The organism is Devosia sp. MC521, assembly GCF_014127105.1.
In the GTDB taxonomy this organism is placed as follows: Bacteria; Pseudomonadota; Alphaproteobacteria; order Rhizobiales; family Devosiaceae; genus Devosia.
This window is the reverse complement of the sequence record NZ_CP059902.1, coordinates 2838975-2856688: the sequence shown is the minus strand read 5'-3', so window position 1 is coordinate 2856688 and position 17714 is coordinate 2838975. Positions and strand designations below refer to the sequence as shown.

General features: G+C 57.4%; 16 protein-coding genes. 7 read left to right on the top strand and 9 right to left on the bottom strand.

Annotated features, from left to right (window positions below):
• Positions 1–38: 38 nt before the first annotated feature.
• A complete protein-coding gene (locus tag H4N61_RS13705) occupies positions 39–434 on the bottom strand; it encodes a hypothetical protein (protein WP_182394284.1) in 396 nt (131 codons plus the stop codon).
• Positions 435–878: 444 nt separating this feature from the next.
• Here H4N61_RS13705 and H4N61_RS13700 point away from each other — a divergent pair, with 444 nt between their 5' ends.
• Together H4N61_RS13700 and coaBC are read left to right on the top strand one after the other, a co-directional pair.
• Positions 879–1664: a carbon-nitrogen hydrolase family protein gene (locus tag H4N61_RS13700; protein WP_182394283.1), complete on the top strand. Its 786-nt coding sequence runs from the start codon at positions 879–881 to the stop codon at positions 1662–1664.
• Positions 1661–2878: a bifunctional phosphopantothenoylcysteine decarboxylase/phosphopantothenate--cysteine ligase CoaBC gene (gene coaBC / locus H4N61_RS13695; RefSeq protein ID WP_182394282.1), complete on the top strand. Its 1218-nt coding sequence runs from the start codon at positions 1661–1663 to the stop codon at positions 2876–2878. The genes H4N61_RS13700 and coaBC overlap by 4 nt, the downstream gene beginning before the upstream one ends.
• A gap of 32 nt (positions 2879–2910) precedes the next feature.
• Here coaBC and H4N61_RS13690 read toward each other — a convergent pair whose 3' ends face one another.
• Entirely contained in the window at positions 2911–3423 is a 513-nt protein-coding gene (locus tag H4N61_RS13690) for a GntR family transcriptional regulator (protein WP_182394281.1), read from the bottom strand.
• A gap of 193 nt (positions 3424–3616) precedes the next feature.
• Between H4N61_RS13690 and H4N61_RS13685 the strand changes: the two genes are divergently transcribed.
• Positions 3617–4819 (top strand): IS256 family transposase, encoded by a 1203-nt coding sequence (locus H4N61_RS13685; protein ID WP_182394280.1) that lies wholly within the window; start codon positions 3617–3619, stop codon positions 4817–4819.
• 512 nt (positions 4820–5331) lie between these two features.
• Here H4N61_RS13685 and H4N61_RS13675 read toward each other — a convergent pair.
• Complete coding sequence (locus H4N61_RS13675) at positions 5332–5850, bottom strand: lipocalin family protein (RefSeq protein WP_169195961.1); 519 nt, start codon at positions 5848–5850, stop codon at positions 5332–5334.
• A gap of 160 nt (positions 5851–6010) precedes the next feature.
• Between H4N61_RS13675 and H4N61_RS13670 the strand changes: the two genes are divergently transcribed.
• From H4N61_RS13670 to H4N61_RS13655, 4 genes are all read left to right on the top strand, one after another.
• Positions 6011–6478, top strand: coding sequence for a MarR family transcriptional regulator (locus H4N61_RS13670; protein WP_169195960.1), 468 nt, complete (start codon positions 6011–6013; stop codon positions 6476–6478).
• Positions 6475–7671, top strand: a complete 1197-nt coding sequence (locus H4N61_RS13665) for an efflux RND transporter periplasmic adaptor subunit (protein ID WP_182394278.1) — start codon at positions 6475–6477, stop codon at positions 7669–7671. The genes H4N61_RS13670 and H4N61_RS13665 overlap by 4 nt, the downstream gene beginning before the upstream one ends.
• 3 nt (positions 7672–7674) lie before the next feature.
• Positions 7675–10821: an efflux RND transporter permease subunit gene (locus tag H4N61_RS13660; RefSeq protein ID WP_169195958.1), complete on the top strand. Its 3147-nt coding sequence runs from the start codon at positions 7675–7677 to the stop codon at positions 10819–10821.
• Between the two features lie 111 nt (positions 10822–10932).
• Positions 10933–11916 (top strand): UDP-glucuronic acid decarboxylase family protein, encoded by a 984-nt coding sequence (locus tag H4N61_RS13655; protein WP_182394277.1) that lies wholly within the window; start codon positions 10933–10935, stop codon positions 11914–11916.
• 14 nt (positions 11917–11930) lie between these two features.
• On the opposite strand, the gene H4N61_RS13650 is transcribed toward H4N61_RS13655, so the two are convergent.
• The 6 genes from H4N61_RS13650 to fgd form a co-directional block, all read right to left on the bottom strand.
• Complete coding sequence (locus H4N61_RS13650; RefSeq protein ID WP_169195956.1) at positions 11931–12932, bottom strand: TIGR03842 family LLM class F420-dependent oxidoreductase; 1002 nt, start codon at positions 12930–12932, stop codon at positions 11931–11933.
• An 80-nt stretch (positions 12933–13012) separates the two neighbouring features.
• On the bottom strand, positions 13013–13792 hold the full coding sequence (locus H4N61_RS13645; protein ID WP_169195955.1) for an ABC transporter ATP-binding protein: 780 nt from the start codon (positions 13790–13792) through the stop codon (positions 13013–13015).
• Complete coding sequence (locus tag H4N61_RS13640; protein ID WP_169195954.1) at positions 13789–14790, bottom strand: iron chelate uptake ABC transporter family permease subunit; 1002 nt, start codon at positions 14788–14790, stop codon at positions 13789–13791. Before H4N61_RS13640 ends, H4N61_RS13645 begins: the two co-directional genes overlap by 4 nt.
• A gap of 61 nt (positions 14791–14851) precedes the next feature.
• Entirely contained in the window at positions 14852–15781 is a 930-nt protein-coding gene (locus H4N61_RS13635) for an ABC transporter substrate-binding protein (protein WP_169195953.1), read from the bottom strand.
• Between the two features lie 27 nt (positions 15782–15808).
• Positions 15809–16705, bottom strand: a complete 897-nt coding sequence (cofE, locus tag H4N61_RS13630; protein ID WP_169195952.1) for a coenzyme F420-0:L-glutamate ligase — start codon at positions 16703–16705, stop codon at positions 15809–15811.
• 2 nt (positions 16706–16707) lie between these two features.
• Positions 16708–17712, bottom strand: a complete 1005-nt coding sequence (gene fgd, locus H4N61_RS13625; RefSeq protein WP_182394276.1) for a glucose-6-phosphate dehydrogenase (coenzyme-F420) — start codon at positions 17710–17712, stop codon at positions 16708–16710.
• Between the last annotated feature and the right edge of the window lie 2 nt (positions 17713–17714).

Below are 17714 nucleotides of genomic sequence, written 5' to 3'. Positions count from 1 at the left end.
GGCAAGTGGTCCTTTGATTGTCGCCAGATAATCATGCGTCAGACCCACGCATAACGCGTCGTCGAATGCATGTAGGCGATGTGATGTTGATTTGAGTGGGTGATAACGCCTTTCGCCAAGGCGGTGCTGGACGACAGAACGAGGTCATATTTGGAGACATCGAAGCGCTCGACAGCCCGCGTCGCCGCCAGCAAAAGATTGCGGTAGTAGTGCTGGACCTTGGGCAATTTATTGAGGCCGCTTGCGATCACGCGCGCATTCCCCAACAGTTCGGAGCGGTCTGTCGCGTTCAGGAAGTCGAAGACTGTGAACACATCTGCCTGTGGGCAGCAGGCGATCATTTCGGCCAGAACGCGCTCAGCACCGCCGATAACCGGCATCCAGTCATGAACGAGCGCTGTTCGATACGGCAGTGTTGGACAGGAATACGACAATGAGCATACTCCCAGAGCCGGCGTAGGGCGTGAATGGTGAACGGTTTTTCGGTGAACGAGAGTTGGTTCTTTCGTGTTGTTGATGGATATTTTCCGTTAATGTCGCTTATATAGTAAATAGTACAAAATATCGACCATGTACTTTTGTTAGATTTATTGCGTTAAATTTCTAACTATGTTGCTTTTATTGTTGATGGATTCGGTTTTATTGTGGTTTGTCGAAGTGGGTTTTAGGGGCCTCCGCTAGTCCCCACGGGGAATAACTTACGAATTTCTCACAGAGGAATTTCCGTAATTTGCATGAACCCTTGGCTAGAGCCTGCTTGTGCCAGAAGCTTGGTGTGAGTGGCGCGAAGGGTAGGCGCTGGCCCGTTAAGCCACTATATGACACTCGACACTTTGGGCGCGTCAGCGTAGCGGCGCGACGGTGTCGAGGAGTATACAATGCGTTTGGTGCTGACACAGCCAAGTGTGCGGGGAACTGCCCAAGACAATTTCACTTATGTCACGCGACTGCTCGATACGCATCGCCCGCGACTAGAGAGCCCTGATGTCATTGTCCTGCCCGAGCTCATTGGTTTCGGTTTGACCACCGAGCAATACCGTAATGCGCTGGTGGAATTGGCTTCGCGCTATCATGCGCACATCATTGCTGGCAGTCATTTTCGCGATGCGAAAGATCACCTTGTTAATCAAGGGTTTGTGGTTGCGCTGGACGGTGATGTCCTTGCTTCATACGAAAAGGCCAACCCCTATTTCGGCGAGCGGGATCACGGAGCGGGTCGTGGCAATGGTGGCGCTCATGTCGTCATCAACGGTGTCGCTTGCTTTGTCACCATATGCGCTGACTTTTTCCATGCAGACACCTTTATGCGCTTCCAAGAGCGCGCCGATATTGTGTTTGTTACGGCCAGTTCGGTGAGCCGCAAACCAACACCCGATATGGCGAGAGCACGGTGGAAGCATGCCATGATTGCTCGCGCCTTCGAGCAAACCGCTCATGTCGCTGTCAGCGATTGGGCTTACCCCGTTGGCGGACAAAACGAACTGCCAGCAAGTGGCGTTGCCGGCATTGCCTATCCGGATGCAGAACATCCGGACAATCTGATTTCAACTCTGGGCGAGGCTGAGATCGCAGTTTACGATATTGATATCAGCCGTGGTCGGATGCTGTTTGCCGATCAAGAGGCGCGCGGCTTCGCTATCGCCGGAACAAGGGGACACGCATGAGCTTGGTCGGTAAGCGCATTCTGCTGATCGTTACCGGTGGTATCGCCAGCTATAAAAGTCCCGATCTCGTCCGCCGCCTGCGTGAGGCTGGAGCGGTGGTTCGCTGCGCCATGACAGAGGCCTCAAAGAACTTCATTCAGCCAACTGTCCTGGCCGCGGTGAGTGGGACGCCTGTCGTTTCCGAGCTCTTTGACCCGATTGAAGGCATGGATGTTGGCCATGTGCGCCTAGCGCGTGAGGCCGACCTCATCATTATTGCCCCCGCGACGGCCGACATTTTGGGCAAGCTCGCTCATGGCATTGCAAACGATTTGGCGTCGACAATTCTGCTTGCTGCCGACGGCCCAGTGCTCATTGCGCCAGCCATGAATCCTAAGATGTGGGATCATGCTGCGGTTAAACGCAATGTTGCGACACTCAAGGCGGACGGCTACCAGTTTGTTGGTCCCGAAAGTGGCGAAATGGCCGAGAGCCATGAGGCGGGCGTTGGTCGCATGTCTGAGCCACTCGCAATTCTTGCTGCGGCCCAATCCATCTTCGTAGCTTCAAGCGCGGCTCTTGCGGGACGTCATTTTGTGGTGACTTCTGGCCCAACAGAAGAGCCACTTGATCCCGTACGCTATATTTCCAATCGCTCTTCGGGCAAGCAAGGCCATGCCATCGCCGCAGCTCTCCTGGCGGAAGGCGCCCGCGTCACCCTCGTCTCCGGTCCTGTCTCTGTGCCAGCCCCCGCAGGTGCTGAGGTCAAGAAGGTGTCAACCGCTGCGGAAATGCTCGATGCTGTCGAGGCAGCGCTCCCGGCAGATGGTGCCATTTTCGCTGCTGCTGTTGCAGATTGGCGTGCCGCCAGCGTCGCCGACGAGAAAATGAAAAAGCAGGATGGCCAGGAGGAGCTGGTTATTCGCCTCGTGCGAAACCCAGATATTCTGGCTACGATTGGTCATCACGCGACGCGGCCTGCACTGGTGATTGGCTTTGCCGCCGAAACCCAAGATCTGATTGCGAATGCCCAGCGTAAACTGTCGAGCAAAGCTGCAGACTGGATCTTTGCCAATGACGTCTCCCCAGCCCAAGGGGTGTTTGGCGGCGATAGCAATCATGTTCACCGCGTTTCACACGACGGTGTCGAAGATTGGGGGGGAGCCGGTAAGGATCAAACGGCGCGGATGATTGTTGAGAAAATCGTAGAGCACTTCGGCCGCGCGGAGCGCTAAGGCTCTGACGCGGCACGGTGCTGGGCTTGTTCCTAGGGGCGGATCGCAACGTCTTCCATCGAGCGTCGCAAGCGAGGCGCCGCCAGTGCGCTGAGCACCTGGTTGTGGGTCTCGAAATTATGTTCAATGATGGCGCTGCGGACGCTCTTTAAGTCGCGTTTGCGTAGCGCATTAACGATAGCAACGTGATCTTCGTTCAGGTCCCGGCTGAGTTCTGGCAAGCGTGCCCCGCGGTGGAAGTATCGCTCCATCTCATCGAAATGGTGCTCAGCAATCGTGAAAATACGCTTGTTCTGATGGGCTTTTGCGAGCGCCAGATGGAACGCGCGATTGGTGTTGATGATATCGCTGGCCGTCTGCACCTGCACCGGATCGCGGCTGGCATGGGCGAGAGCCTCGAGCGCGTCTAGCTCTTCATCCGATATGCGTTCGATAATGTCTTCGACAATCGCGCTTTCAAGGATGCCGCGGATTTCGAATAGTTCGGTCAAATCGTCGATAGTCAGCGGCGTGATCTGATACCCGCGGCGCGGTAGAGGTTTCACGAAACCTTCCAGTGCAAGACGACCCAGAGCTTCTCGCACGGTCGTGTCCCGGGACGTGGTGTAACTGAGGTGGTCAAGCCGCTCGCGAGCGCGCCATTAGGAGCGCCGTAGCGAGCGAGCGGCTGGGTGGTCATCGACGGATTTCCGGTAAGGTCTGGTTGCTTACCCCAACCCTGCACCTGAAGGACCACCGATGACCGACACGATGATGAACCTGCGCACGCTGGTAGAGAAGACCCCCGACGCCGATATTCTGCGTGAGATGATTGGCTTCGCTGCCGAACGGCTGATGGAGATGGAAGTGGGTGCCGCCACTGGGGCCGGCTATGGCGAAAAGAGCGCCGAGCGGCGGGTCCAGCGCAATGGCTACCGCGAGCGGGACTGGGAGACGCGGGCCGGCACGGTCGAGCTGCGCATCCCCAAGCTGCGCAAGGGCAGCTACTTCCCGGGCTTTCTGGAACCTCGGCGGCTGGCCGAGAAGGCTCTTACCGCGGTGATCCAGGAGGCGTACATCCAGGGCATCTCAACCCGTTCGGTGGACGACCTGGTCAAAGCCATGGGCATGAGTGGCATCTCCAAGAGCCAGGTCAGCCGGCTCTGCGAGGAGATCGATGGGCGGGTGAAGGCCTTCCTCGAGCGGCCGATCGAGGGCGATTGGCCCTACCTGTGGATCGACGCCACTTACCTCAAGGTACGCAGGGGCGGCCGCATCGTCTCGGTGGCAGCCATCATGGCGGTGGGCGTCAATGCGGATGGCCGGCGCGAGGTGCTGGGCATGGAGATCGGCACCTCGGAGGCCGAGGCGATCTGGACCGAGTTCCTGCGCAAGCTGACCCGCCGCGGCCTGCGAGGCGTGAAGCTGGTGATCTCCGATGCCCATGAGGGCATCAAGGCGGCCGTCACCAAGGTGCTTTGTGCCACATGGCAACGCTGCCGAGTCCACTTCATGCGCAACGTCCTTGCCCATGCCGGCAAGAGCGGTCGCCGCGTGGCCAGTGCCTTTATCGCCACGGCCTTCGCTCAGGAGACGCCGGAGGCCGCCAGCACCCAATGGCGCGCCGTTGCCGACCAGATCCGTCCGCGGGTGCCCAAGCTCGCCACCATCATGGACGAGGCCGAGCACGACGTCCTTGCCTACATGAGCTTCCCCAGGGAGCATCGGGCCAAGCTGCATAGCAACAACCCGATAGAACGGGTGAATGGCGAGGTGAAGCGGCGGACCGAGGTGGTGGGCATCTTCCCCAACGAGGATGCCATCGTCCGGCTCGTTGGCGCCATCCTGCTTGAGCAGAACGATGAGTGGGCTGTGCAGCGCGCCAGATACATGACGCTGGAATCCGTCGCCCCGTTGAGCGATGATCCCCTCGTCAGCCTGCCGGCAGTCCCCGCACGCTGACCAACCCGGCCAAGCCGGATATGCGTGGAGGCCCTGCCTCAGTTACACCACGCCGAGGGACACGATCTTCTCGCACTGGGGTCTTGCTCATTCCCAAACTGTCGGCAATTTCGCCTTCAGATACTTCTGAACCCGGCTGTAGGGTGCAGTTTCGGATATCTAGGCTGATGCGGTGATAGGCCTGTTGGGTGAGTGACTCACTTGAGGCTTTTCCGGCTTTATTCTTCTGCACTCGATTCCCCCCGAAATCTCAGCATGCGCAGGCGATGAGGAGTTCTATTGCGTTGTATGGACGCTCGACTTTCATCGTCAGACGTTGCTATCGCGCTGTAGAAATTACTCGACGATACGATCAGTCGCTCGCCAGTATTCTACAAAATATTCTATTTCATCCGATGTATTTGTCAAAATACAGCAGCCGCGTCAGCTTCGATAAGGGTGTACGTAATATTTGCAGTGAATTCTTTGATTGCTTGTAGGGGGTTAGGGCGTGCGACCTGTCTAGTTCGTTCCTAGTTATGCTTGTCGGCTTCGATCTGCGCGTCGGTCACTTCGCGTCCCGTGTGACGCGGCACAATCAGTTGGTCAAGGTCGAACCCTTGGCGCTGAGCTTCAAGGAGATATTCTGCTTTGACGTCGTCTTCTATGTGCGCAGAGCGGGATAGAAGCCAGAGGTTCTTATTGTCCGGCGTACCGACCAGGGCGTGCCGATAGTCGCTGTCGAGCTTGATAATCCAATAGTCGCCACTGGTAAAAGGCAGCCAGCGGATGAACTCTGGCAGGAAGGTGACTTTCAACTGACTGTTGGCGTCGTTTTGAACGCTGGCTTCACCAATCGATTGGCTGGCTTTTCCGTCCTCATCAAAGCAGCGGTTGTCCACGCGCACTGTACCGCTCTCGCTAAGAGAATAGTTGGCGGTAATATCGGTCGCTTTGGGATCTTCCCATTTCAGGGGCAGGCGCGCCACCTCATACCAGCGGCCTAAATAACGATTGAGGTCAACATGAGGAACAGTCGTCACTGTAGTCATCAACTATCTCCGTTCTTTAATAGTGAACGACTTGATCTGTTCTCCGTTCCCACTCGTATCAGTTTGTGGCGATGCGTCGCAGGCGGTGCAGCAATGCAATTGGATTGATTGTTTGCGGCGTAAAGATCGTTTAGTAGGGACTGAACGATAGGGGTGGCCCGTGTCCGCAATCGACGCATTCATCGAAGAAATGGGCCTGATGGCTCAGGAGCATGGTGATGCACGCATCTCTGGGCGTGTGCTCGGACTGCTCGTCGCCGAGGGACAGGAGATGAGTCTTGCGCAGATAAGCGAACGTCTGGGCGTCAGTCGAGCAAGTGTTAGCACCAATGCTCGGCAACTGACTCAACGCGGGATGATCCGGCGCGTGGCGCACTCCGGTGATCGTCAGGACTACTATCTTGTCGACGGGACGTTTCATCAACACATGTTGGAACGCATGGCGACGCAAGCTCGACGCAATGCGAGCAGGATAATGGCCTGCGCCAAAGGAATTGAGGGAGAGGACGCAGCGGCCGCAATACGCGTTCTCGAACTCCATAAACTATACGAAAAATCTGCAGATATTCTTGCCTACTGGGCTGGCGACTTGCAAAACGACGCCACGCCGCGAAAGGAACCGACATGACGGACGCACATAAGAAGCCCGAATGGGCGCAAAGCAAGTTCGATAAAATGAACGAACAGCGCATCGCTCAAGGGCTTAAGCCGAAGAAGAAGGTTCTTCGTTGGGTCGTTCTCGGCGTTATCGTTGTCGGGGGCGCGGCGTTCATGCTTACTCGCCCACAGCCAGAGGCGCCTGCGGTGGTTGAGGACACAACCGCTGTTGCCAAGCAGCTGATCCCGACCGAGATTGTCGAGATCGCGCCGACAACCCTCAAGCAGTCGGTCAAGGTCACCGGGTCGCTCGTCCCTGGTCACCAGGCGAGCGTGTCCGCGCAGGCGTCGGGTCGTGTTCTTTCCGTCACCGTAAGCCCAGGCGACGCTGTGAATGAAGGTGACGTGCTCGCAGAAATCGATCGCGCTACCCTCGAAATTCAGCTTAATCAGCAGCGTGCGACGGCAGAAGCCACCCGAATTCAGCTCTCCAACAGCCGTCAGCAGCTGGAACGCACGGAAGAATTGGCGCGTCAGGGGCTCACCAGCCCTTCGGCTCTTGAGCAGGCCCGTTCGGCCACTGCTGCTCTGGAATCCAATCTAGCGGCTCTTGAAAATGGTGTCGCAGCGGCTGAGATCGCACTCGACAACGCCACTGTGCGCTCGCCACTCTCTGGCGTCGTTTCCGCTCGTAGCGTCGAGCCGGGTCAGATCATTGGCGCAGGCACACCATTGTTCACTGTCGTGAACCTTGACTCGATGGAGTTCCAAGCGTCCGCTTCAGTCAACTCTAGCGCCCTTGTCACCGCTGGCCAGCCAGTTGCCGTTTCGGTCAATGGCGTTAACGGCCAAGCCTTTGAAGGCAAGGTTGTGCGCGTTAATCCAGTTGCGACCGCAGGTACACGAACCGTGCCAATGTACATCGAGATTAACAATGTCGACGGCATCCTGCGTGGTGGCATGTTCGCTGTGGGCGAAGTTACCGTCGCTGAAAAGCCAGATGCGATAGCTCTGCCTGCAGCAGCAGTGCGTGAGGACGCCGACGGCAAGTTTGTTCTCGCTCTCAATAATGGCACACTTGAGCGCAAGGCTATCGAAGTCGGCGCAGCGTGGGACCGTGGTCGCATCGTTGAGGTCACAGGCCTCACCGTTGGCGAAAGCGTTATCGCAGCAGCGTTGTCGGAAGTTTCGGCTGGCGATACCTACGAACTCGTGGGGAAATAACCAATGTTCTTAACGCGCATAAGCGTAAACAACCCAGTTTTCACGACCATGATCATGGTCGCGATCCTGGTGTTTGGTATCTTTTCTTATTCACGGCTGCCGGTTGAGCAGCTTCCCGACATCGACTTGCCAGTCGTTGCGGTGGTGGTCTCCTATCCAGGGGCCTCGCCGGAAGCGGTTGAGCAGGATTTGATCGAGCCGATCGAAGACGCGGTCAACACCATTGCTGGCCTTGATACGGTTCAGTCGATTGCGCAGCCTGGCCGCGCAATGGTCATCATGATGTTTGACCTTGAAGCGAACTCGCAGCAGAAGGCGCAGGACGTTCGCGACAAGATCGATCCGATCAAGGCGAATTTCCCAGCGGCCGCGATGGACCCGCAGGTCTTGCGTTTTGACCCGTCGGCATTGCCGGTGCTTTCCCTCGCGGTCAGCTCGGATACGCTGTCGGCTCGTGACCTAACGGCTCTGACCGAAGAGATCATCGTCAAGCGCCTGTCAAATATTAATGGTGTTGGTTCGGCGACTGTTGTCGGTGGCACGCCACGTCAGCTTAACATCCAGCTCGATCCAAACCTGCTCAGCGCCTACAATATTAGCCCCGCGGCTGTTATCAACGCGCTCAAGGCGGCCAACAAGGATCTGGCTGCCGGCTCGATCACTGAAAACAGCATTGTGCGCTCGATCCAGGTTCTCGGTCGCATTGAAGACCAGCAGGACTATTACGACATCACCGTGGGCAACCAAGGTGGTCAGCCGGTCACGCTGCGCGACGTTGCAATCATTGAAGATGGCACTGGCGAGACAGACTCTCTGGCGATCTTGAATGGTGAACCCGCTCTCGCCATCAATATTCTGAAGACGCAGGGCGCGAATACCGTTGGCGTTGCCACCGATATTCGCAAGACCATTGATCGTCTTCTGGCGACAGAACTGCCAAACGGCGAAGTGAATATCGAGGTTGTGGTCGACAACGCTAAGCCCGTTGAGGACAGCTTCCATGCCGTTCAGAACATGTTGATTGAAGGCGCGGTTCTCGCCGTCGTCATCGTCTTCCTGTTCCTGAACTCTTGGCGTTCGACCATCATTACCGGTCTGACCCTGCCGATTTCGATCATCGGTACCATGGTGGCGCTGAGCTTCCTCGGCTTCTCGCTCAACACCATGACCCTGCTCGCACTATCGCTTGCCGTTGGTATTCTTATCGACGACGCGATCGTGGTTCGTGAAAACATCACGCGCCATCTGCACATGGGCAAGAGCCACCGTCAGGCGGCTTTTGATGGTACCAATGAAATCGGTCTGGCTGTTCTGGCCACCACGCTCTCCATCGTTGCGGTGTTCCTGCCGGTAGCGTTCATGGACGGCATCATGGGCAAGTTCTTCTTGCAGTTTGGTGTCACCGTTTCTGTTGCCGTTCTCATCTCGCTGTTCGTAGCGTTTACGCTCGATCCGATGATGTCGAGCGTGTGGTATGATCCGGCCTCGAACCCCAATGCAAAGCGTGGCCCTGTTGGTCGTGCCATTCAGGGTTTTGATCGCTGGTTCGAAGGCATCACCGAAGGCTATCGTCACCTCATTCGTTGGGGTCTCAAGAGCCGCAAGACAGTGCTGCTGATCGCATTGCTGTCGTTGGTTGGTGCTGTAGCTCTGTTCCCACGGGTTGGCGTCGAATTCGTTCCGGCGACTGACAACGGCATTTTCACCGTTAAGGTGGAAACCCCGTCGGGTTCTTCAAAGGAGTATACCGAAAGCAAGCTCCGTCAGGCTGAACTGATCGTTCGTGCCCACCCAGAAGTGGAGCGTACATATTCCACTATCGCTGGTGGTATGTCTGCGGACGGCGCCAATGTTGGCACGATGACCGTCACTCTGGTCGGTGCAGCGGAGCGTGATATTAGCGTCGCTGACTTCATGCCTAAGCTGCGTCGTGATCTACAGGCGATCCCAGGCAGCAAGTTCGAAGTTGCCGTTGCCTCGATGATGGGTCCGAGCACAGCGCCGGTGTCCGTCACTCTTTATGGCGACAGCTTTGAAGTGCTCGGAAGTCTCGCAGATGGCTTCATGGAAGATCTCCGCCAGATTCCTGGCCTGATCGATATTTCTTCCTCGCTCGATGAGGCCCAGCCCGTTGTCGGCATACAGATCAACCGCGAGCTCGCTGATAGCCTTGGCGTTTCGCTGGGTCAGATTGCTGCAACCTTGGGGCCGCTGATCTCGGGTGAAGACGTATCGGATTGGGTCGCGCCAAATGGTCAGGTCTATAAGGTTGTCGTGCGTCTACCAGAAAGCCTGCGCAATGACATCGAAGCCATCGGAAATCTGCCGATTGCACAGACCGGCACCGGCACCCAGGAAATGATCACGCTCGGTCAGGTTGCTGAAGTCGTTGAAAGCAACGGCCCGGCCACTATCAACCGTCAGGATCTTCAGCGTGGCGTAACCATCTCAGCCAACCTTGAAGGCGTTGAATTGGGGACCGTTATTCCGCAGGTGCAGGCTGCGATCGACAAGATCGAGTTCCCAGTGGGCTACCGTAGTGGCTTTGGTGGTGAAGCTGAGCAGATTGCCGATACCATGGGTTCGGTTGGCTCGGCCTTGCTGCTGGCTGTGATCTTCATCTACCTCGTTCTGGCGTCCCAGTTTGGCAGCTTCTTGCAGCCACTGGCGATCATGGGCTCGCTCCCATTGGCTCTGATCGGGGTGATGGTCGGCTTGCTCGTTGGCGGTTCGACGCTGAATATGTTCTCTGCAATCGGCTTTATCATGTTGATGGGGCTTGTGGTGAAGAACGCTATTCTGCTGGTCGACAATGCTAACCAACACGTCAAAGACGGCATGAATCTCTACGAAGCGCTCGTGGAGGCCGGTGTTACCCGTTTCCGTCCAATTATCATGACCACTCTGGCCATGATCTTTGGCATGCTGCCGCTGGCTCTAAGCCTGCACGAAGGCAGCGGGCAGAACGCACCGATGGCACACGCTGTTATTGGCGGTTTGATCTCCTCGACGGCATTGACGCTGTTGGTGGTGCCTGTGCTGTTGACCTATATCGATAGCTTCAGCGCCTTCACCCGCCGCTTCATGCCAAAGGGCCCGGATGATGGGCACCACGGCGAGGAAGAGACCAAGCCGACCCCGGCTGAATAATCAAACATGAAGCCGCCCTACGGGGCGGTTTTTTTATGGGCAGTACTCTTGCGCGCGGGCCCTATGCCGTTATGGTCGGCGCATATTTTTGAGCTGGCAACGAGTTATTTTATGAGTGGATTAGAACGCACCGAGCCGAAGACAATTTTGGTTGCTGGCGGTGCGGGGTTTCTAGGCTCGCATTTGTGCGAGACCCTTCTGGGGATAGGCGCAAAGGTTCTTTGTCTCGATAGTTTCCAGACCGGACGCCGACAAAATATTGCGGCGCTAGAAAACCACCCTAAGTTCAAGCTGATTGAGGGTGACGTTCGTTCGCTGCCGATGATCAACGAGCGCCTCGACGAGATTTATAACCTCGCTTGCCCCGCTTCACCTCCGCACTACCAAGCCGATCCAATCGGCACGATGATGACCTGCGTTCTGGGTACTAAAAACCTGCTTTATCTGGCCGAAGCAAACGGCGCGCGCTTGGTGCAGGCCTCCACCAGCGAAGTTTATGGCGATCCAGATGTTCACCCTCAGCGTGAGGACTATGTCGGGCATGTAAACTGCACTGGTCCGCGCGCTTGCTATGATGAGGGCAAGCGCGCCGCAGAGGCCCTCTGCTTTGATTATCTGCGTTTGGGCAAGGCCAACGTCCGCGTCGCTCGCATCTTCAATACCTACGGGCCTCGCATGCGGGCGGACGATGGGCGGATTGTTTCCAATCTTATTGTTCAGGCGCTTGCTGGGCAGGCCCTGACCATCTACGGCGACGGGACACAAACACGGTCGTTCTGCTTTGTGTCGGACCTTGTTGCGGGCCTGTGCGGTCTCATGGCGCTCCAGCTAAACCCGGAGGCGCCGGTCAATCTGGGTAATCCCGGTGAGTTCACGATTGCTGAATTGGCAGAGAAAGTTTCGCAACTTATCCCCGGCCAGAGCAGGCTCGTTTATTCTCCATTGCCAGCGGACGATCCAAAGCGTCGTCGCCCAGACATTTCGCGTGCAGAAGAACTTATCGGTTGGCACCCAAGAATTGCGCTCGATGAGGGATTGATGCGTACCGTTGAGTGGTTCGCACAGACCGCGAAAGGTCCTGCGCTAGTAGCCTAGCGCAGGGGAGCTTCTTAGCGGAAAGCCGGGATGACGTGACGGCCGTAGTTGGCGATGATTTCTTCTTCATCACCGCTGTCGAGATAGATGTTGAACTGGGTGACGCCAGCGTCTTCCAGTTTGCGGATCTTGGCGATGTGGTCGTCGGGCTCTCCGAGCACGCAAAAGCTCTCAACGACGTCATCGGAGATGAAGTCGAGGAATGGGTTATCGGCTTGACCATGCTTGGAATAGTCGTAGCCGCGGCGCTTTTCGATGTAGCTGGTCAGACTTGCCGGGACTTTGTCGCTATCAGAGCCATATTTTTCGACGATGTCGGCGACGTGGTTGCCGACCATCGCTGGGAACCATTTGACCTTCTCGATAGCGCGCTTCTTGTCGCCGAAATAGGCCGGGGCAGCGGCCATGGAGCGGTAGTTGCTCATGTCTCTGCCTGCGGCCTTGCCAGCGTCGATGCACTGGTCGGTAAACCACTTGCAGAGGCCGGGGTCGGCAATCTGTAAGACAACGCCGTCGGCGCTTTCGCCAGCGGTCTTGAGGGCCAGCGGACCATAAGCAGCGATCCAGCTCGGCATGTCATGGCCGACCGCCCACGGAAACTTCACAGCCGCTGGGATTTCGCCGTAGTGAACTTCTTCGCCACGCACCATAGCCTTTGTTTTGTCGATGAATTCGGCAACGCGGGCGAGGGTGGCGGGCTTTTTGCCCATGACGCGCATGGAGCTGTCACCACGGCCAACGGCGAGGTCGAACCGACCGCCGGACTGTTTGGCGAGAGAACCAAAAATTGAGGCAGCGACGGACCAGTCGCGCACGTCCGGATTGGTCACCAGTGGGCCGAAGCGCATGTCCGTTGTGTGTTCCATGCACATGGCAATAGCGGCGTAGCAATCGCGCCAGAGGATGTGGCTGTCGTAAAACCAGCAGTAGGAAAACCCGGCATATTCCGCCGCACGGACCAGATATCGTGCCCGCTCGTGTTCGATAAAGCCCTTAAATGTAATGCCAAATTCCATTTATTCCCCCGCGCTCCCTGTCAGCAATAAATTTGACCAGATGATCAAATTTTTCATGCTCTAATTGTGGTTTGTCAATCTCAATTCCAACTGTCGGAGACATCTTCAAAAAAGACGCTGATGTGATCGCCATTTTGAAGATGTGCTTTCACCCCGTAGACTGTGCGCAGAAGATCATCGGTGATGATTTCTTTGGGTCTGCCTTGGGTGATAACTTTACTATGGTCCATGACGACCAGATGGTCGCAGAAGCGGACGGCGTGGTTGAGATCATGAATTGCCAAGACAATTGTCATGCCGCTCTCCGCTAGGCGCCGCAGCAGTGTCAGCAGTTGCAATTGTGCCTTGATATCGAGGTGACTGGTCGGCTCATCAAGCAGCAGGAGGCGCGGTGCTTGGGCTAGGGCACGTGAGATCAGCACGCGCTGCTGCTCCCCGCCTGAAAGAGTATGAAATCTCTGAGCGGAGAACGCCGTCATTCCGGTTGCGCTTAGCGCAGCGCCGACAATGAGTTCGTCTTGAGGTGAAAGGGCGCTTGCCCAAGCGGGCTGATGTGGAATGCGCCCGAGTGCAACGACATCGGCAACGGTGAGCCGCTCTTCAGTTGAAACCGACTGCTCCACAAAGGCAGCAATCTTGGCGCGCTCGTGTCGCGGCATGGCGTGAAGGTCAGAGCCCTCAAAGCCAACGGTGCCGCGTGCAGGGGTAAGGCCGAGGATGGCAGTGAGCAGTGTTGACTTGCCCGCACCATTGGGGCCGATGAGGCCGGTGATCGCTCCGGCGGGCGCTGTCAAGCTAGCATTGGAAACAATGGTTTTGCCGCCATGGGCAACAGTGAGCTGGCGAACGTCCAAACTCATGTCAGCCTCCGATAGCGCATGAGCACGACTAGGAAGATCGGGGCGCCGAGAAGAGCGGTAATAATGCCCACCGGCAGCTCGCGCGGCTCGAAGAGGGTACGGGCGGCCGTGTCGGTGCACAGCATGAAAATTGCGCCGCAGAGGGCGGCATGGGGCAACAAAAGACGGTGGCGTGGCCCGGTTGCAAGGCGCACGACATGGGGAACAACAAGACCTACAAAACCGATAGCGCCGCCAATCGACACCATGATGCCGGTGAGGAGGGCTGTGACGGCTAGCAAGGAAAAGCGCAAGCGCGGCACATCAATGCCAAGGCTGGCGGCAGCGATATCGCCAAAGGCAAAGGCGTCCAGCGCTTTACCAGCATGCAGAATGATTGGGACGGACACGACGAGCACTGCGAAAATGAGACCGGTTTCGGGCCACGTGGTCCCGGCAAGGGAGCCCATCAGCCAGCTTAGGATTTCGCGATAGCTATCGCCTGTGGCGGACCAGAAGATGAGGAATGAGGTGGCAGCGGTTGCTAGGGCCGAGATGCAGATGCCCGCCAGAATGGCGCGGCTCGGTGTGGTGCCGCCAAGCAGTTTGGAGATGGTGAGCGCGAGGGTTAGAGCGGCAAGACTGCCGATGAACGCACCGAAGGACAGAACGAGCGTCCACCCCAGCAGCATAAAGATAACAGCGCCAAGCGCGGCGCCCGAGCTGAGGCCCAAGAGATAGGGGTCAGCCAATGGATTGCGGGTGAGGGCCTGCATCACTGTTCCTGCCAAGGCTAGGCCCGCTCCGGTGCCTATGGCGGCAAGCACGCGGGGCAGGCGAAGGTCCCAGATAATGGCGGTGCGGAGGGCTGAAAGTGGGCTCTCGGGCAGAAGGCCGAGCTTATAGGCGATAACGGCAAGCGCATCACTTGGGGTGATGTCGGCTGGGCCGATGGTGATGGCGACAATAGCTGCCAAGAGAGTCAGCATAAAGAGAAGTGGGAGCAACACTCGGGTCATGGAGCCGCCTCTGTGTTCTTCTCTTCCGATGCGCTGACGACATTTACTTGCGGCCAAAAAGTCATGGTATGCTGAGGTTCGACAGCTGCTTAGACAGGTCAACAATAGCGGGGATGGTCCGCACACCAGCTTCCGCAGCGGGGAAGGGCAGAGTGAGGTAGCGGGTGTTCTTGACCGCATCCATTTCCTTGGTCACCGGGTTCTCCGCCAGCAAAGTTCTCTTCTGCTCGGCAGTGTTCCAAGGGGTTTCAACCAGGATAATGATGTCCGGGTTGGCATCAGCAACTGCTTCCCAGCCTACAGAGGTCCAGCCTTCGGGGATGCCGGCATAGATATTGGTGAGGCCGAGAGCTTCCATCATCATGGCGGGTGCATTGTTGCCGGCTCCGACATAAGGGGTTTTCGTCGCAGAGGAATACCAGACGGCTGTTAGGCCGCGTGTGTCCGGCGTAATGCTCGCGAGGGTCGACTTTTGTTCTGCAATCAGAGCATTGGCTGCTGACGCGGCATTAAAAATGCTGCCCATTTCGGTGATCTCAGCAAAGAGGTCGTCGAAGGTCAGTTTGGGTGGAGCAATGCTCCGGCAGGCTGCGGGGGCGACATAGCTGGCGACACCAAGCTTAGTAAGAGTCGAGCGCTCACCCGCGCCACCGGCAGTGAAATTGCTCTCCCAGCCGCCATAGATAAAGTCTGGTTCGACTTCGAGCACCACTTCTTGACTGGGCAGCGTATCAGCAAGGACATTGAGCTGCGTGTCAGAGAGATGCGCGGGGAGCGGAGCATCTTGAAAACCGACACCAACGATTTTGTCTCCCAAGCCAAGCGAGAGTAGAAGCTCGGTTGCGGTCGACTTGATGGTAACGACGCGCTCGGGAGCTTGCGGAATTGTGATGGTCACGCCGCAGTTTTCGACGGTGAGGGGATAGAGCGTCTGGGCGTGGGCCGGGACGATGAACACGGCCGCAGTGGCAATAAACATAAGTGTACGCATGCGACGGTTCCTGCGGAGAGCGGTGAGCTAGAGTGCATTTCCCTTGTGGGAGCTGGACCTGTTTTCTGCTTTCGGTGGGCTTTGCGAGGCCGCTGCATCCGGTTCCGCCGAACCCGCTCTGCGCCTCGGACGAGGCGGCGTGTTTTGCTCTGCCAGAGCGGCCTGATAGCCAAGCCGATAGGCTTCGGCGGAGCCAAAGCGGAACATATCATCGTCCCCCGTTCGGGTAAGGGTTCGCGCGCCCGGCGCGTCCAAATCGCGGACGAAGTGGCCAAGGCCGCGCACGACGGCGACGGGAATATTGGTGGTTTTGCCTTTCACCAAATCGGCAGCTCCAGCGATCTCATCGGCGATGACGGCCTGAGTGACGTGCAGCGGACGCCCATTGGCGTCATTGGCTCCCCGCAAATCGTCGGTGAGCTGTAATCCAGCCGCGCCAATGGCTTGGTCTGTCTGGCCAACACGCCAAGGGCGGCCGATGGTATCGGTGATAATGAGGCCGAGATCAAAGCCAAACCGTTCGCGAAGGCCCGCACAGAGGGCGCGGGCGGAGGCATCAGGGTCGGTAGGCAGGCGAAGGGCTATGCCCTCAGGGACATTGGACATGTCGATGCCAGCGGCCGCCATGACGAGACCTTGACGGGTTTCGACAATCCGAGTCACGCCGCCGGGGTGAATACGTTCGGCAACGATGCGCACTGTATCTTCGGCGATAGCCTTTTCACGGTCTTGCGCGGGCACCTGCATGCCTTCGGCTTTCGATACGATTTTGGAGGTGACGACCAAGATGTCGCCAGGCTGCACGGCACAATCTGGCTCTGCGATGGCCTGCTCGATCAATGCTTTCCCGATGAGAGCGACGAGGTCGTCGCCCTTGATGATTTCAGGAATTCCGGGGACCCCCCAAGCCGAAATTCTTGCCATTTTTAGCCTGCCAGGTTCCGCAGCCGAGGGAGGATTTCTTTCGAATAGAGGGCCAAGAAGCGATGCTGGTCTGGGCCGGGGGCGTGGAAGACCAGATGATCAAACCCATAGTCGATATAGGTTTTAATCTGCTCGACATGCTCGTCGGGGTCGGAAGACACAATCCAGCGCTTAGCGACACGCTCAATCGGCAGGGCATCTGCGAGGCGTTCCATCTCCTCGGCATCTTGCACCGAATGCTTTTCTTCAGCGGAGAGGGCGAGAGCGGCCCAATGGCGGCAATCATTTAGAGCGCGGTTCGCGTCTGGATCAAAGGAGACTTTCACCTCGATCATGCGCTCAAAGGGCTTTGCCGCGCGTTCGCTTTCACCTCGACCAATTTCAACATTGGGCAGCAGTTCTTTGGTGTAGAGATCTGCACCCTTGCCGGAGGTGCAGATGAACCCATCGCCAGCGCGGCCGGCATATTTGGCATTCAGCGGACCGCCAGCTGCGATGTAAATCGGCACAGGTTCGGCAGGCTTGTCGTAGATGGTGGCGTTGACGGTCTTGTAATACTCGCCCTCAAAACTGACGCGATCTTCGGTCCAGAGGGTGCGGATGAGTTTGACCGCTTCGCGTAGGCGGGCCGAACGTTCTTTCAGCTCTGGCCATTCCATGCCGGTGGCGGGAACTTCATTGAGACCTTCACCCGTGCCAACCCCGAGAATGACGCGTCCGGGGAACATCGCCCCCATAGTGCCAAAGGCATGGGCGACAACGGTCGGGTGCAAGCGGAAGGTGGGGGTGAGCACCGAGGTGCCCAAGATAATGCGCTCGGTGCGAGCGAGAACCGCGGACATCCAGCCCGGAGCGAACGGTGCGTGGCCGTCCGTGTGTTTCCACGGTTGGAAATGGTCAGACACGAAGACGGAGTCAAATCCGGCCTTTTCAGCCGCGACAGCAAAATCGAGAAGCGTGCTTGGCCCGAACTGTTCTGCCGAAGCCTTATACCCGAAACGCATCATGA

Excerpts from the sequence above, each read along its gene's own strand:
- H4N61_RS13700 (WP_182394283.1), top strand. The coding sequence starts at position 879 with ATGCGTTTGGTGCTGACACAGCCAAGTGTGCGGGGAACTGCCCAAGAC.
- coaBC (WP_182394282.1), top strand. The coding sequence starts at position 1,661 with ATGAGCTTGGTCGGTAAGCGCATTCTGCTGATCGTTACCGGTGGTATC.
- H4N61_RS13685 (WP_182394280.1), top strand. The coding sequence starts at position 3,617 with ATGACCGACACGATGATGAACCTGCGCACGCTGGTAGAGAAGACCCCC.
- H4N61_RS13675 (WP_169195961.1), bottom strand. The coding sequence starts at position 5,850 with ATGACTACAGTGACGACTGTTCCTCATGTTGACCTCAATCGTTATTTA.
- H4N61_RS13665 (WP_182394278.1), top strand. The coding sequence starts at position 6,475 with ATGACGGACGCACATAAGAAGCCCGAATGGGCGCAAAGCAAGTTCGAT.
- H4N61_RS13660 (WP_169195958.1), top strand. The coding sequence starts at position 7,675 with ATGTTCTTAACGCGCATAAGCGTAAACAACCCAGTTTTCACGACCATG.
- H4N61_RS13655 (WP_182394277.1), top strand. The coding sequence starts at position 10,933 with ATGAGTGGATTAGAACGCACCGAGCCGAAGACAATTTTGGTTGCTGGC.
- H4N61_RS13650 (WP_169195956.1), bottom strand. The coding sequence starts at position 12,932 with ATGGAATTTGGCATTACATTTAAGGGCTTTATCGAACACGAGCGGGCA.
- H4N61_RS13645 (WP_169195955.1), bottom strand. The coding sequence starts at position 13,792 with ATGAGTTTGGACGTTCGCCAGCTCACTGTTGCCCATGGCGGCAAAACC.
- H4N61_RS13640 (WP_169195954.1), bottom strand. The coding sequence starts at position 14,790 with ATGACCCGAGTGTTGCTCCCACTTCTCTTTATGCTGACTCTCTTGGCA.
- H4N61_RS13635 (WP_169195953.1), bottom strand. The coding sequence starts at position 15,781 with ATGCGTACACTTATGTTTATTGCCACTGCGGCCGTGTTCATCGTCCCG.
- cofE (WP_169195952.1), bottom strand. The coding sequence starts at position 16,705 with ATGGCAAGAATTTCGGCTTGGGGGGTCCCCGGAATTCCTGAAATCATC.
- fgd (WP_182394276.1), bottom strand. The coding sequence starts at position 17,712 with ATGATGCGTTTCGGGTATAAGGCTTCGGCAGAACAGTTCGGGCCAAGC.